The organism is Alkanindiges hydrocarboniclasticus (assembly GCF_001982605.1).
GTDB lineage: Bacteria > Pseudomonadota > Gammaproteobacteria > Pseudomonadales > Moraxellaceae > Alkanindiges > Alkanindiges hydrocarboniclasticus.
The window spans coordinates 17,245-32,525 of record NZ_MLCN01000018.1 but is presented as its reverse complement, the minus strand read 5'-3'; the positions used below and the strand labels follow the sequence as shown (position 1 = coordinate 32,525).

At 50.1% G+C, this 15,281-nt stretch carries 12 protein-coding genes; 2 read left to right on the top strand and 10 right to left on the bottom strand.

What is annotated here, in order from left to right; all coding sequences use genetic code 11:
* Positions 1–4: 4 nt before the first annotated feature.
* The 3 genes from glmM to BKE30_RS15995 all read right to left on the bottom strand — a co-directional run bounded on the left by glmM (position 5) and on the right by BKE30_RS15995 (position 3,361).
* Positions 5–1,342, bottom strand: a complete 1,338-nt coding sequence (gene glmM, locus BKE30_RS07800) for a phosphoglucosamine mutase (RefSeq protein WP_076878046.1) — start codon at positions 1,340–1,342, stop codon at positions 5–7.
* A 179-nt stretch (positions 1,343–1,521) separates the two neighbouring features.
* On the bottom strand, positions 1,522–2,988 hold the full coding sequence (gene guaB, locus BKE30_RS07795; protein WP_076878045.1) for an IMP dehydrogenase: 1,467 nt from the start codon (positions 2,986–2,988) through the stop codon (positions 1,522–1,524).
* Positions 2,989–3,214: 226 nt separating this feature from the next.
* Positions 3,215–3,361 carry a hypothetical protein gene (locus BKE30_RS15995; RefSeq protein WP_158073172.1) on the bottom strand — a complete coding sequence of 49 codons (147 nt, stop codon included), beginning with the start codon at positions 3,359–3,361 and terminating at the stop codon, positions 3,215–3,217.
* On the opposite strand from BKE30_RS15995, the gene BKE30_RS07790 reads away from it, so the two are divergent.
* Positions 3,352–4,437, top strand: a complete 1,086-nt coding sequence (locus BKE30_RS07790; protein WP_076878044.1) for a tetratricopeptide repeat-containing glycosyltransferase — start codon at positions 3,352–3,354, stop codon at positions 4,435–4,437. The two genes, BKE30_RS15995 and BKE30_RS07790, sit on opposite strands and share 10 nt — an antisense overlap.
* A 160-nt stretch (positions 4,438–4,597) precedes the next feature.
* On the opposite strand, the gene BKE30_RS07785 is transcribed toward BKE30_RS07790, so the two are convergent.
* From BKE30_RS07785 to BKE30_RS16530, 7 genes are all read right to left on the bottom strand, one after another.
* Entirely contained in the window at positions 4,598–5,194 is a 597-nt protein-coding gene (locus BKE30_RS07785) for a phage tail protein (protein WP_076878043.1), read from the bottom strand.
* Positions 5,195–5,262: 68 nt separating this feature from the next.
* Entirely contained in the window at positions 5,263–5,601 is a 339-nt protein-coding gene (locus BKE30_RS07780) for a response regulator transcription factor (protein WP_076878042.1), read from the bottom strand.
* Between the two features lie 107 nt (positions 5,602–5,708).
* Positions 5,709–8,396, bottom strand: a complete 2,688-nt coding sequence (locus tag BKE30_RS16535; RefSeq protein ID WP_083698494.1) for a beta strand repeat-containing protein — start codon at positions 8,394–8,396, stop codon at positions 5,709–5,711.
* Between the two features lie 207 nt (positions 8,397–8,603).
* Positions 8,604–8,939 (bottom strand): DMT family transporter, encoded by a 336-nt coding sequence (locus BKE30_RS07770; RefSeq protein WP_076878040.1) that lies wholly within the window; start codon positions 8,937–8,939, stop codon positions 8,604–8,606.
* 125 nt (positions 8,940–9,064) lie between these two features.
* Positions 9,065–10,792 (bottom strand): 2-oxo acid dehydrogenase subunit E2, encoded by a 1,728-nt coding sequence (locus BKE30_RS07765; protein ID WP_076878039.1) that lies wholly within the window; start codon positions 10,790–10,792, stop codon positions 9,065–9,067.
* Positions 10,793–10,797: 5 nt separating this feature from the next.
* Entirely contained in the window at positions 10,798–13,662 is a 2,865-nt protein-coding gene (aceE, locus tag BKE30_RS07760; protein ID WP_083698493.1) for a pyruvate dehydrogenase (acetyl-transferring), homodimeric type, read from the bottom strand.
* 224 nt (positions 13,663–13,886) lie between these two features.
* Positions 13,887–14,771, bottom strand: a complete 885-nt coding sequence (locus BKE30_RS16530; RefSeq protein WP_319822926.1) for a M23 family metallopeptidase — start codon at positions 14,769–14,771, stop codon at positions 13,887–13,889.
* Between the two features lie 61 nt (positions 14,772–14,832).
* Here BKE30_RS16530 and BKE30_RS07750 point away from each other — a divergent pair, with 61 nt between their 5' ends.
* Positions 14,833–15,270, top strand: a complete 438-nt coding sequence (locus BKE30_RS07750) for a DciA family protein (protein WP_076878038.1) — start codon at positions 14,833–14,835, stop codon at positions 15,268–15,270.
* The last annotated feature ends 11 nt before the right edge of the window (positions 15,271–15,281 follow it).

Below are 15,281 nucleotides of genomic sequence, written 5' to 3'. Positions count from 1 at the left end.
CAAGCTATGCAGCAGCACCACGGCTACGAATCAGGTCGGCCAGTTCATTGGCCAACTGGTCAACCTGTTCCTGGGTTTCCCCTTCGACCATCACCCGGATCACTGGCTCAGTACCGGATTTACGGATGAGCAATCGACCACGTCCAGCCAGTTTGGCTTCTGCCTCATCAAAGGCCTGACTCAGTGCCGGGTCAGCATACGGGTCAATCATTTGTGCCAGACGCACATTAACCAGCGCCTGCGGCAAAATACTTAAGCCTGTGGTCAGTTCATGCAGGGCTTTTTGCTGTGCCACCATTTGCGCCAGAACCTGCAAGCCACAAATCAGCGCATCGCCTGTGGTGCTTTTATCCAGACACAAAATATGGCCGGAAGGCTCACCACCAATTTGCCAGCCTGAGGTTTCCAGATCAGCCATCACGTAGCGATCACCCACCTTGGCCCGCTTAAAGTCAATATTACGGGCTTTAAGCGCTAACTCTAATCCCATATTGCTCATTAAGGTGCCCACCACGCCTTCAATCGGGCAGCCAGCCTGCGTGGCCAGAATGTACAAAATGGCATCGCCATCCACCAGCTTGCCGTGCTGGTCAACCATAATAATGCGGTCAGCATCACCATCGAGCGCAATACCCACATCCGCCTGATAATCCAGCACGGCTTTTTGCAGGCTTTCGGGATGAGTAGAACCACAGTCGGCATTGATATTCAGGCCATCCGGCTGGCTGTGCAGTGCAATCACGGTGGCACCCAGTTCACGCAAAATGGCTGGCCCAACCATATAACCAGCGCCATTGGCACAGTCAATGACAATTTTTAAGCCGGTCAGATTTAAATGATACGGAAAGCTGGACTTGCAGAATTCAATATAGCGCCCGTTGGAGTCCTTGATGCGATAGCTTTTGCCCAGACGGTCCGGCGCGGTAATTTCAATGGGCTGTTCAAGTTGTGCGCTAATGGCATTTTGCAGCTCATCTGGCAGCTTTTTACCTTCACTGGAAAAAAACTTGATGCCATTGTCAAAATAGGGATTATGCGAGGCTGAAATCACAATGCCGGCATTGGCATGAAATGCCCGGGTCAAATGGGCAATGGCAGGGGTCGGCAGCGGGCCAAGCAGCAGTACATCTACGCCAGCGGCATTCAAGCCAGCCTGCAAAGCGGCTTCCAGCACATAACCGGACAAGCGGGTATCCTTGCCCATCATCACTTTGGCCTGACCCTTTCTAGCCTGACTGGCAAACACGCGGCCTGCGGCAAAGCCCAGTTTTAATGCAAATTCCGGGGTAATCGGGTCTTCGCCAAATTTTCCACGAATTCCATCGGTGCCAAAGTGGCTCATCTTTTTTCTCTCTAAGATTGTTTAAGCGCAGTACAGAACCATATAGGTTAAAACAAAGTTTACTTAAAAATTTTAAGTTTTTGTAAAAATTAAGTTGAGTAAAACAAAAAAACCGCCAAAGCTTTGACGGTTCTTTTAAAGGAAAGCCTGTAATAGGCTGGGGTCAAACCCGCATTGACTTAACCAACGCGATAGTTTGGTGCTTCCTTGGTAATGGTGACATCATGCACGTGCGATTCTTTCATGCCCGCAGCGGTAATTTTGACAAATTTCGGTTCGCTGCGCATGGTGGGAATATCCTTGGAACCGGTATAGCCCATGGAAGACCGCAAGCCACCCATTAGCTGGTGCACAATGCCGCTCATGGGGCCTTTATACGGTACGCGGCCTTCAATGCCTTCTGGCACCAGCTTCTCTACACCTTCTTTGGCATCCTGGAAGTAACGGTCAGATGAGCCGGTCGCCCCTGCCATGGCGCCCAGTGAACCCATGCCACGGTACGCCTTGTAGTAACGGCCCTGAAACAGTTCCACTTCACCCGGTGCTTCTTCGGTACCGGCCAGCAGTGAACCAATCATGATGGCACTGGCACCAGCAGCAATGGCTTTGGCCACATCGCCGGAATAACGGATACCACCATCAGCAATTAACGGAATTTGTTCATTTAAGGCACGCGCCACACTGTCAATGGCTGAAATTTGCGGTACACCAATACCCGCTACAATGCGCGTGGTACAAATGGAACCAGGGCCAATCCCGACCTTGACCGCATCAGCACCCGCATCCAGCAAGGCCAGTGCTGCATCACCCGTCGCAATGTTACCGCCAATGACCTGAATATGCGGGAAATTCTGTTTCACCCAGCGTACGCGCTCAATCACGCCATGCGAATGACCATGTGCGGTATCCACCACAATCACATCAGCGCCCGCCTCTACCAGTGCTTCCACGCGGGATGGAGTATCAGCCCCTGTACCCACCGCTGCACCCACCCGCAAGCGACCCTGACTGTCCTTGCAGGCATTGGGATACAGCTCAGCCTTACGGAAATCATTGACCGTAATCAGGCCTTTTAAAACAAAGTCATCGGCAATGACCAGCACTTTTTCAATGCGGTGCTGTTGCAGCAGGGCCTTGATGGTTTCGTTGGATTCGCCTTCACGCACCGTGACCAGCTGATCCTGCGGGGTCATGATATTGCTCACCGGCTGGTTCAGGTTGGTTTCAAAGCGGGTATCCCGTCCGGTGACAATACCTACCACCTTGTTGCCCACCACCACTGGTACACCACTAATCTTGTGCGCATGGGTCAGGGCAATCAGCTCACCCACGGTGGTATCTGGTGATACGGTAATCGGGTCTTTCACCATGCCGGCTTCATATTTTTTCACGCGGCGAACTTCGGCGGCCTGTGCGGCAATATCCATATTCTTGTGCAAAATACCAATACCACCTTCCTGCGCAATGGCAATGGCCATGCGGGATTCGGTAACAGTATCCATGGCAGCAGAAACCAGCGGAATATTGAGCTCAATTTCGCGGGTCAAACGTGTCTTTAAGGAGACATCTTTTGGAAGGACATTTGAATAAGCAGGGAGTAATAAGACATCATCGAAGGTTAACGCTTCTTGAACGATGGTCAGCATAACAGTCTCACTGGTTAGTTTCGTGCGGCATTATAACCGAAAAACCACAGGCCTGACGATGCGCTTTGCACCTGCCAGGCTATTTTTTTATGATATTTCTCGAGTTTTTAAAACCTGCTAAAAATCATCTGTGGACAGTAGTGGTAACGTATCCACGCTGTATAACGATCAGTAGTGGTAGGCGCATATTGCATACAGGCTAGGTGAGCACTGATGAACAGCAGGTTTAAGGCTTCATCTGATTACGCGCAAAAAAGCTTTCACCACCGCCAGTAATGCACGCAGCCCGGATTTTTTGTTCAGTATTTATTCTAAAACCTGTAAAATTATCATATTCCAATTCAACAACCAAAAGAACAATACATGCAGCCACATATTCGCCTTAACATGATTGTTAAAAATGAAGCAGCGGTCATTTTACGCTGTCTGGCCTCAGTTAAATCATGGATTCATTCATGGGTTATTGTAGATACCGGCTCAACTGATGGCACTCAGCAGCTCATTCAGGATTTTATGCAGGACATTCCCGGCCAGTTATTTGAGCGGCCATGGAAAAATTTTGGCCACAACCGTACTGAAGCCCTGCAACTGGCTCAAGGCAGCAGCTTGCCACATGCCGATTACCTCTTGTTTATTGATGCGGATGAAACCTTGATCAGTGCAGAAGGCTTTCAGTATCCTGCCCTGACCGGGACATCCTATCATTTTGAATGTATTTATAATCAGTTGCGCTACTTACGCAATGCGCTGGTATCCACCCGATTGCCGTGGACATGGCAAGGCGTTTTGCATGAATATCTGGATTCACCCCAGCCACACAGCTGGCAGCAGTTACAGGGCCTGAGCATTTTTGTGCGCCACGACAGCGCACGAGCCAAAGATGCCAGCACCTACCTAAAAGACATTGCACTGTTACAGCAGGGCCTGCAAGACGAACCGGGCAATGTACGCTATCAGTTTTATCTGGCCCAAAGCTATCAGGATGCCGGCTTGCTTGAACAGGCGCTGGAAGCCTACCACCAGCGGGCCAGTGCTGGCGGCTGGGAAGAAGAACGCTGGACTGCACAGTTTCGCGCAGCCCAGTTGACTGAGCGCCTGAACAAGCCGATTGAACAAATCTACATGGCCTATTTGCAGGCCTGGGCCAGTCGCCAGCAACGGGCTGAGCCGCTATATGAACTGGCGCGCTTTTATCGGGAACAGCAAATTTATGAGACAGCCTGCCATTTTGCCCAACAGGCGGTAAATATTTCAAGGCCGGATGACATGCTGTTTGTGGATAGCAGTGTTTATGACTGGCGCACGCTGGATGAGTTGAGTGTCTCGGCGACTTACTGCAATGCATTTAAGGCGGCAGGCAAAGCCGCCATACTGCAACTTGTTGAAGAACAAAAGTTTCCTGCCCATGAAAAGCAGCGCATAGAAGACAACTTACGTTTTTATCAGTAGAAGGTCACGCTGATTAAATGGATTGGCAAGATCAATTAGTAGCGTGCCTGCATGATATTGCCATCCATCACTTGTTAGCTGTTGCGCACCAAGTGCCACTTACCTGAAACCAAACAGGATGAAAGCATTTTGTTCTCAGGTAAGCGCTAAAAAATTTATTTTAAGGGCGCGATGGATAAATACCTTGCACGCAAATAATAAAATTGAGCGCCAGATAGGGATTGCTGATATCAACCGGTAAATTTGATCCGGTAATACCTGTATTGCCTGCATTTAATTGGGCCTGGATGGTAGCTTGTATGGGGCGCATATTGGCCAGCTGGCTAGTATCCTGAGTATAACTATTCAGATTTGCCAGACCATCACTGACATTGGCCCAGACCGCATTATCCGGGTTGGCAGTATTGCCGTTTCCAGCGCTGGCCTGTGGCTGTATGCTGGCATTGGCACTGATTTGCTGCGAGTCCAGCGAATGGCTGTGTGCCGGCAAATTTGCTGCGGTTAGCGTGGTACTTCTATTGCCAGCCATTTGCCCCAGTTGAAACTGGCCATAATCAGCGCCAATCGGCATGCGGCCATTTAAGTTGGGTAAGGCAAAGGTGGTTTGACCATTACCGCCATACGTAACCCCCAGCAAGCTAAATAACGCAGAGTATTGTGAAATGGACAGCAACTGGCCGTTACAGGGCAACCAGCCCGGCGGGGCAAAATTAAATGCCACAATGCTAAGCTCTCCAACAAAAGATTCTAATGCCATGCTATTTTTCCTTAAATTATATAATTGGTCTTAAGAGTGATTCTCTCTCTTGAATTAAAAGACGTTTATTATGGTTGTTCTATCCCTAAAACATCGTATTTTTTGCGCATGCTGTTTAATTTTTTATTGATGGTTTTCCTGTGGCTGTAGACAGTTTGCGGGCTAATGTTAAGCTCGCGCGCCACCTGCTGGCTACAATGGCCCTCGGTAATTAGCACCACAATGGTTCTTTCCCGCAGGGTCAGGCTGGACAAAAACTTGCAGTAGTACGGTGTATATTTGATTAAGCTGACTTTATGGTGAATATTAAGTTTCTTATAGATATGCTGCTGATGCGTGGTGACCGTCCGTTCGCTAATACACAATGCCTGTGCAATATTTTTAACCCGGAAACCGGTGCTTAACATTTAAAAAAATCGCTTTTTCGCGTTTGGATAACAGGTTCAAAGCTTCCATGGACATAGCTCCTCAATAAAAAGACAAGCCATAAGGCTTGCCTTTTATCCGTTATGATTTATTTGATACGAACGATATTAACAAACGTTGTGCCATTGGTAGAGGTGTAAGTGCCTGCATTGCTAGCCCATGACTGACCTTTAAAACGCACATTATTCCCTGCTTCCAGATAAATCAGGCAGTTAATCTTGGAGCTATTTCTCAGGCCTGCTGCGGTTCCATTGTTATATTGATCATAGGTGCTAATACAGGTTGGTGTTCCTGAGTTATTAATATCCAGAAAGTAAGCAACTCCAAAAATTGTTTCACCATTGCTATTGGTTACCCCAAGAACCTGTGTCGAGAACTGATACCATCCCGCACCGGTATTCCCCACGGTAAACACGCTACCATTCCAGCTATTGCTGCCTGTATAGCTTGCATTGCTATGATTTGCTCCACTAAAGAACAGGGTGTCAAAGTTGGTTGTGTTGGACAGGCTGGCAATGTATTGCGAGGCATTATTGACTACATTGACCTCTACATTGGGGTAAGCACTGACAGCGCTGCTAATATTAACGCCTGCACCCCATGACCCATTGGACTTGGTGTACAGCAGTCCTGAACCTGTCTGGATGTATAGATCACCATTACTGCCTACGTTATTGGCAGGTGCTGTGGATCCTGAGTAAACGACTGTCCCATTTGCTCCAGCCGCACCGGTGGCCCCTGTCGTCCCTTGTGAACCTGTGGCACCCGTAACTCCTTGAGATCCCGTCGCGCCAGTCGCACCCGTCGCTCCTGTAGCGCCCGTCGCACCTAGCAGTGAAATTGCGGCACCAGACCAGCCACTTGCCAATTTAGGGCCATAAAGTCTGGCATTGGCAGTATCAATATAAAAATCACCAGTGCTGCCTACATTCGCCGCTGGTGCACCACTGCCATTTAAAATGGTATTGCCATTGCTGCCTGCTGCACCCGTTGCACCTGTAGTCCCTTGTTGACCCGTTGCACCGGTGACTCCTTGTGAACCCGTAGCCCCAGTTACGCCAGTTGTACCCTGTGAACCGGTCGCGCCAGTAGCTCCCGTAACTCCCTGTGAGCCTGTAGCGCCTTGTGAGCCTGTTGCTCCCGGAGTACCTTGAGATCCCGTGGCTCCTGTAACTCCAGTTGCCCCTGTCGCGCCCTGCTGACCTGTAGCGCCAGTAGTACCGGTTACCCCTTGTGAGCCCGTAGCTCCGGTTACGCCCTGTGCACCCGTGGCGCCGGTCGCACCTTTCATGGATACACCTATACCAGGCCAGCCACTTGCTGTTTTTGGCCCATAAAATACTGCGTTAGTCGTATCAATATAAAAATCACCAGTACGACCGATGGTTGCCGCTGGTGCACCTGTGCCATTTAAAATAGTGTTGCCATCACTGCCTGCTGTACCGGCCGTGCCTTGCTGGCCTGTTGCACCAGTTACCCCCTGTGAGCCTGTCGCGCCAGTGGCTCCCGTTACACCTTGCTGACCCGTGGCCCCAGTCGCACCAGTGGCACCTTGCGACCCCACAAGCGAGACACTGATACTAGGCCAGACCCCGCTATCTTTTGGCCCATAAAATTCGCTGGTGGCCGTATCAATATAAAAGTCGCCATTCAGGCCTACGGCATTATCTGGCGCCCCTGTCCCGTTTAGGACTGCACTACCTCTCACCCCGGTTGTGCCTTGTGCACCAACCAGTGAGGTCGATGAACCCCAGCCACTTGCTGTTTTGGCGGCATAGAGTCGGTTGTTGCTTACATCAACATAAATATCCCCAACATTACCAATATCCGATGTTGGTGCTCCCGAGCCACTACGGATCGCAAACCCGGCAGTACCTTGCTGTCCTGTAGACCCTGTTGCGCCCTGCTGACCCGTGGCACCGGTTGCTCCTGTAGCACCCTGCGCGCCAGTGGCTCCCGTTACACCTTGCTGACCCGTGGCGCCAGTAATACCCGGTGAACCCGTAGCACCTGTTGCGCCCGTGACACCTTGTGAGCCTGTTGCGCCGGTAACACCCGTTGCACCTGTAGTCCCTTGTTGACCCGTTGCGCCGGTGACTCCTTGTGAACCCGTAGCCCCAGTTACGCCAGTTGTACCCTGTGAACCGGTCGCGCCAGTAGCTCCCGTAACTCCCTGTGAGCCTGTAGCGCCTTGTGAGCCTGTAGCGCCTTGTGAGCCTGTTGCACCGATTGCTCCCGGAGTACCTTGAGATCCCGTGGCACCGGTAGCCCCTGTCGCGCCCTGCTGACCTGTCGCGCCGGTAGCACCTTGCTGGCCTGTCGCGCCGACCAGTGAAATACCCGTATTTGGCCAGCCTTCAACTGACTTTGGCCCATACAAGACGACATTTTGGGTGTCAATATAAAAATCGCCCGGCTTGCCTGTGGTGGCCAGTGGCTGACCGGAACCGCTTAAGACACTATAACCATTACTGCCATTTAGACCGGCTGCACCAATCAGCGAAACGCCAATAGCAGGCCAGGCTCCATTTTTCTTTGGCCCATACAAAATATAAGAAGTGGTATCAATATAAAAACCACCTTCCACTCCAGTTTCTGCACTGGGTGCGCCTGCACCATTGCTAACAGAATTCACCGTATTGGTGGTAATGATCGTTTCGGTTGTATCATCAGATTCGCCACAACCCGAGAGCACCGCCATTGTTCCTATGATTAATGTACTGAGTAAACTCTGGCGGAAAAATGCGGATGGAAAGGTCATTTTTAATGATTTCATAATTCACTCAACACTATATTAATTAAAGATATTTTATTAAAAATTAAAATTTTACTGGCTGTCATTCAACTGAAAGCCGATGTTGCTGTTATTGAATACTACCGCAGATTAAACACAAATAGTACGCTTTTTAAGCAATTTAACCATGATTATAGATTTTGCCTGCTGGGTTTAATCCCTTTATTTTTATAGGCACTGTCATCCTTGTTACATGGCTTGATATTGCCCGGGTGCCAGCAGCTTAAGGCCCACAATTCCACTAATAATGAGCATAAAGCATAACAGGCGCAACGGGCTGTGGTCCTCACCCAGTGCCAGCATCCCATAAATTGCAGTGCCTACAGCGCCTATTCCGACCCAGACCGCATAGGCAGTTCCAATTGGAATACTGCGTGCGGCCAGCAATAGCAGGTACATGCTGCCTGCAATAAAAGTAGCGCAAAACAGGCTGGGCCAAAGCTGGGTAAAGCCATTGGTTTTTGGCATGGCAGCGGCATACAGGATTTCACAAGCACCTGCCAGTAACAGATAAATCCAGCCCACGGTTCTTTTCCTGTTTTTAAGTCATGCTGGAGTTAAAGCAAGAACAGCACCAGTGTGGCTGGATTTAAGCGTTTTGGCTGCTTTTAATCCCTTATTTGTTTATTATCTGCACGGTATGGCTGTATCTACAGTAAAACACGACGGATATCAGCCAGAATTTCAGTTAAGGCATGGCTAAAGCGGGCTGCATCTGCACCATTAATGACCCGGTGATCATAAGACAGCGACAACGGCAGCATCAGGCGTGGTTCAAATTCCTGACCATTCCATACTGGCTGCATGCTGGCTGGTGAAATACCCAGAATTGCCACCTGTGGCCAGTTCACCAATGGTGTAAATGCTGTGCCCCCAATACTACCCAGACTGGTAATGGTAAAGCTGGCACCCTGAAGCTCCTGTGGCTTTAGCTTTTTATCACGCGCTTTCTGGCTCAGTTCACCGAGTTGTACTGCAATGTCCCTAATACTCAAGGCATCGGGATTGCGCAATACCGGCACGGTCAGGCCATCTTGCGTGGCCACAGCAATGCCCATGTGAATCTCATTGCGCAGCACAATAGATTTCTGGTCATCGGCCAAGTGGCTGTTGAAGTAAGGCTCCTTTTTCAGTAAATACGCCAGTGCTTTCACAATAAAAGCCAGAATGGTCAGGCTGATATCCTGTTTTTTATATTCTGCTTTTAGCGTATTACGCCAGTTTTCCAGCGCCGTAATATCCGCCAGATCAAACTGGGTAACTTGCGGAATAAAGTTGTTTAGGGAAAGCTGCGGCACAGACACCTGTTGCAGGCGTGTCATGGGCTGAAGACTACTACCCCCAAACTTGTCAAAATCCGGCAAGGCAGGTAATCCCCCTGTTGCCAATGCAGTAGTTTGGCCAACTGTAGCGGGTCTGGCGGCATTCAGGGTATTTTTAACAAAGGCAAACACATCTTCCTTGATAATGCGCTGGTTGGCACCGGATGGTGCTACCTGTGCCAGCACTACGCCCAGTTGCCGGGCCAGTTGCCGCACTGCCGGGCCTGCATATACGTCACTATTGGCCTTGATTTGTTCAGCACTTAACGGCTTATTTTGCTGGTTTTGCTGACCTTGGGTCTTCTCTGTGAAATGATCGGATGCCTTATCCTGCCCTGTTTTCTGGTTCTGCCTGCCGGAGGGAACAGGAATATCTGCCTGATGCGTTGTGGCTTGTGCAGCTTTGCCCGGCGAGGAATTTTTATCGGTTGGCAGAACTTCTGTGTCCGCCTGATCACTGCGCTCAAGGCATAAAATAGTCATGCCCTGTTTTACTTTCTGGCCGGGTTTAAGCTTGATTTCCTTAACAATTCCACTAACCGGACTGGGTACTTCCACACTGGCCTTGGCTGATTCCAGTACAACCAGGCTTTGTTCCTTGGTGATGTGGTCACTCACACTGACCAGCAGTTCTGATACCTCGGCTTCATCGACGCCCAAATCCGGCACGTTAACGTCTTTAATCCCAGTTTCGGCCTGAGTTGCTGCTGCCTCCGGTGCTGCTGCGCTTTGCTGTTCTGATTTCGTGTCATCTGATCGAGTATGATCTGATTCAGCCAGTTCCGATTCATCCATATTGCTGTTTTCAGTAGGTGGCATGTCTTCGTTACTATCACCCTCCAGTTCAAACAGCACATCGCCCTGCCTGACACTTTGACCCTGCTGTATCGTAATGGCTTTAATCACGCCGTTGGCTGGGCTGGGCACTTCCACGCTGGCCTTGGCCGATTCCAGCACCAGCAGGCTTTGTTCCTTATCAATGCTATCGCCAACTTTAACCAGAATTTCTGAGACATCCGCACTATCAACACCCAGATCAGGGGTTTTAATTTCCATACTGCTTACTCCTGTTCCGGGTTTTGCGGGGGCTGATCCACGGGTTGATCTGAGGGCTGATTTGATCCCTGCCCGGTTTGGTTAGTTGGCGGGCTATCAGATACGGATTCAGTATTCTCAGTATTAGCCGACGCATGCGCATTATCCTGATGCACACTGGAAGTGGCCGTGGTGACATCGTTAATGGGTGCAGCAGCTTGTGGCATCCATGGAGCAGGGATATCGGTTTCAAGCTCAAAGCTGGAAATGGCATCCTTAACCATACGGCGGTCCACTTCGCCTTCATCCGCCAGTAATTTGAGGGTAGCCACTACAATGTGCGCGGCATCCACGCCAAAGTAAGCACGCAAGTTTTCACGGGTGTCCGAACGGCCAAAGCCATTGGTGCCCAGTGCCACATAAGGACGGCTATCCGGCAGATACGCACGGATTTGCTCGCTATAAGCCCGGATATAATCGGTTGCAGCGACCACAATGCCCTGATAATTAGCCAGTTGCTGCGCCACCCACGGCACCTGAATATCTTTCTCCTCACAAATCGGATGCAGGCGGTTTTGCAACTCGCACTTCATGCCATCACGCGCCAGTTCATTAAAGCTGGTCACACTCCAGACATTGGCGTGAATGGCATATTCATCTTTCAAAATTTGCGCGGCTTTTTGCACCTCTCGCAAAATTACCCCCGACCCCAACAATTGCACGGTGGCCTGTTCATCTTCCTGGAGTAAATACATGCCACGACGAATGCCTTCCTCCACGCCATCTGGCATGGCAGGTTGTACATAGTTTTCGTTCATTACGGTCAGGTAATAAAAAATACGTTCACCACCGCCAGCATCGACTGGCCCATACATGCGGCGCAGGCCATCCTGCACAATGACGGCCAGTTCATAGCCAAAGCACGGGTCATAGCTCATGCAGTTGGGTACGGTATTGGCCAAGACCTGCGAATGACCATCCTGATGCTGCAAGCCTTCGCCATTCAAGGTAGTACGCCCTGCGGTAGCTCCCAGCAAAAAGCCCTGCGCCTGACAATCCCCTGCCGCCCAGATCAGGTCACCTACCCGCTGGAAGCCAAACATGGAATAAAACATGTAAAACGGAATCATGGGTAATGCATTGGTGGAGTAACTGGTGCCCAGCGCAATCCACGCACTGAGCGCCCCGGCTTCGTTAATGCCTTCCTGTAGCATATGGCCGTTTTGCGCTTCACGGTAGCTCATCAGTTGTTCGCTGTCTTCCGAGGTATACAACTGGCCACTGGCCGAATAAATACCCAATTGGCGGAACATGCCTTCCAGTCCAAAAGTACGGGCTTCATCCGGGACAATCGGTACAACCCGGTCGCTTAGTGCCTTGTTTTTAAGCAGGGTTGATAAGATACGCACCATCACCATGGTGGTGGAATATTCCTTGTCACCACTGCCTTCAATAATTTGCTGAAAGCTGCTTAAGTCAGGAATGGCTACCGGCTCCACCTTTTGGCAACGGGCGGGCAAATAGCCGCCCAAGGCATCACGGCGCGCGCGCATGTATTTAATTTCAGCAGAATTCTCATCCGGACGATAAAACGGCAAGTCTGGCAACTGGGCATCGGTCAATGGCAGGTTAAAGCGGTCTCGAAAGTACTTTAGCGCTTCAATTTGCAGTTTTTTAATCTGATGGGTTTTATTGATACTTTGAGCTTCTGCCGACAGGCCATAGCCCTTGACAGTTTTGGCCAGAATCACCGTAGGCTGGCCCTTGCCCTTCATGGCCTCGGCATAGGCGGCATATACCTTGAATGGATCATGGCCACCCCGGTTTAGTGCATCGATGTCCTCATCGCTCATATCCGCAACCAGCTCTGCCGCTTCGGGGTATTTGCCAAAGAAATGCTCACGGGCAAAAGCACCACCCTTGGCCTGATACAACTGGTATTCGCCATCGACGGCTTCTTCCATGCGCTGCTTTAAGGCACCGGATTTATCACGGGCCAGCAGCGAATCCCAGCGCCGGCCCCACACCACCTTGATCACGCGCCAGCCTGCCCCGCGAAAGATTGACTCCAGTTCCTGAATGATTTTGCCATTGCCGCGTACTGGGCCATCCAGCCGTTGCAGGTTACAGTTAATCACCCAGATCAGGTTGTCCAATTTTTCCCGGCCTGCCAGTGCAATCGCACCCAGACTTTCCGGCTCATCCATTTCGCCATCACCCAGAAAGGCCCAGACCTTGCGGTTTTCATCAGCAATCAGTTTGCGGTTGGTGAGGTATTTTTGAATATGCGCCTGATAAATCGACATGATCGGGCCAAGACCCATGGATACAGTGGGAAACTGCCAGTAATCCGGCATCAGGTACGGGTGCGGATAGCTGGACAAACCCTGCCCGCCCACTTCACGCCGAAAACCACTCAGTTGCTCTTCACTAAGGCGTCCCTCCAAAAAGGAACGCGCATAAATGCCGGGTGCCGAATGACCCTGATAGTAAATCATGTCGCCGCCAAAGCGGTCGCTGGGTGCCCGAAAAAAATGGTTAAAGCCAACATCATACAGGGTAGCACTAGAGGCAAAGGTGGCCAGATGGCCGCCCAGATCATCACTTAAATTGGCACGCAGCACCATGGCCAGCGCATTCCAGCGAATCAAGGCCCGAATGCGCCGTTCCATGTGCGCATCACCGGGCAGACTGGCTTCTTCATCAACGGCAATGGTATTTAAATAAGGGGTATTCAAGCGCTGGATTGGAACATGGCGCGCAATCGCTTGCTGGTACAGTGCTTTGAGCAGAAAAGCAGCACGCTCAAGGCCCACATGCGAAATGACCGAATCAAATGCATCTTGCCATTCCTGGGTTTCTATCGCATCAGGGTCCTGATAAAACGCCATGCTATTCTCCTTTTATTATCGATCTTCTGGTGTTGGTGCAACTTACCTTACGGACTTAGCATAGCGGGATTCAATAGGCAATCGACTAAAGAATTGAAAAATAATGTATGCCATCAGCAGACCTAAACTGATGACAAAACCGGGCAACACTAAATTTCAGGCAAAAAAAACCCGGCACAAACCGGGCATTTTTAATCATGAGGGTAAAGCAGGAAAGGATGCAATCAGGATTCTCGTTTTGGTGCCAGTGCCAGATAAGTGGCCGGGTTTTCACGCTTGCCATCTCTGAGCACTTCATAATGCAGGTGCGGTCCGGTACAACGTCCGGTACAGCCCACTGCAGCAATATTCTCATTGGCCTTAACCTGCTCGCCAACAGACACATACAGGCGTGAGGCATGGCCATAACGGGTTACATAGCCATTGCCATGATCAATTTCAACATAATTGCCATAGCCTGAACCCCAGCCGGCATGTGTTACCACTCCATCACCCGTGGCATAAATCGGGGTACCGGTTGGTGCCGCCAGATCAATACCAGAATGGTATGCAGTGCGGCCAAACAGGTGGCGATAGCCAAAAGTAGACGATACACGGGCATTGGCAATTGGTTCAATGGCCAGTAAGGAGCTAATATTCACATTGCTTTCTGGCGCAGCAGAACCCGATGCACGGTAAGAGCGAGTAACGGTCAGTGCCTGGGATAAACGGTCCAGTCCATCCTGACGGGCCTGCGCCTGACGTGAAATTTCGTCAATTTGCTGCTGGATACCGTCGTTTTCATCCTGAGACAATACGCTCAGTTCACCACCGTATTCGCCGCCCACGCCAGTACCATGGTCATGGTAGTGATCATGCTGCTCGGCTGCGTTAATCAGGCCACTAGCGCTTAGGGAGTCAACCAGTTGTTCCTGGGTTGTCCACATCTGGCTGACATAGCTGTCAATAGAATTCTGGTCAGCAGCAGAATTAATTAAAGTCTGTGGGTCTGCAAATGATGATGAAGCAATCCATGCTGTAAAAGATAAGGCTAAAAAAATCCGGCGCTTATGCATATAAATATAATCTCTTTCCTGTCCTGCTGTTAGATCAGATGATGGGTTTGCCACTTGCTCCTGTGCTAAAAAATCGTTTAAGGTTAAACTGCTTTTTTAACACAAAGACTTAGCCATGAAGCGTCCAGTTCACGCCTTTTCCACACATCATCAGGATTTAAAAACAGGGGGTTTGCAGTCTCTCCAGGCACAAATGCTGTATTTGGAAAAACTTACGCAATTGACAAAGCCAGTGTTGCCTCAAAATGAAAACTGGCAGGTGGTTTCCTTTCAAGAAGGAATACTGTGTGTTGCTGCTGAACATTATGCAGCGGTCAGCCAATTACGATATTTACAAACGCATTACGTTAAGCAGCTTCGTAACATTGCCGAGTTTAAAGATTTACGGGCCATCAGGGTCATTGTAGAAGCTAAGCCAGCACCAAAACCCGTGCTACACCTGCCTTTACCACCACTGAATGAACCAACCCGGCAAGCTATTCTAGATGCTGCCACCCTCATTCATGACCGCGAGCTTAGCGAAGCTCTACAGCGTTTGGCAAGCAAAAAATGATCGAAAAGTGA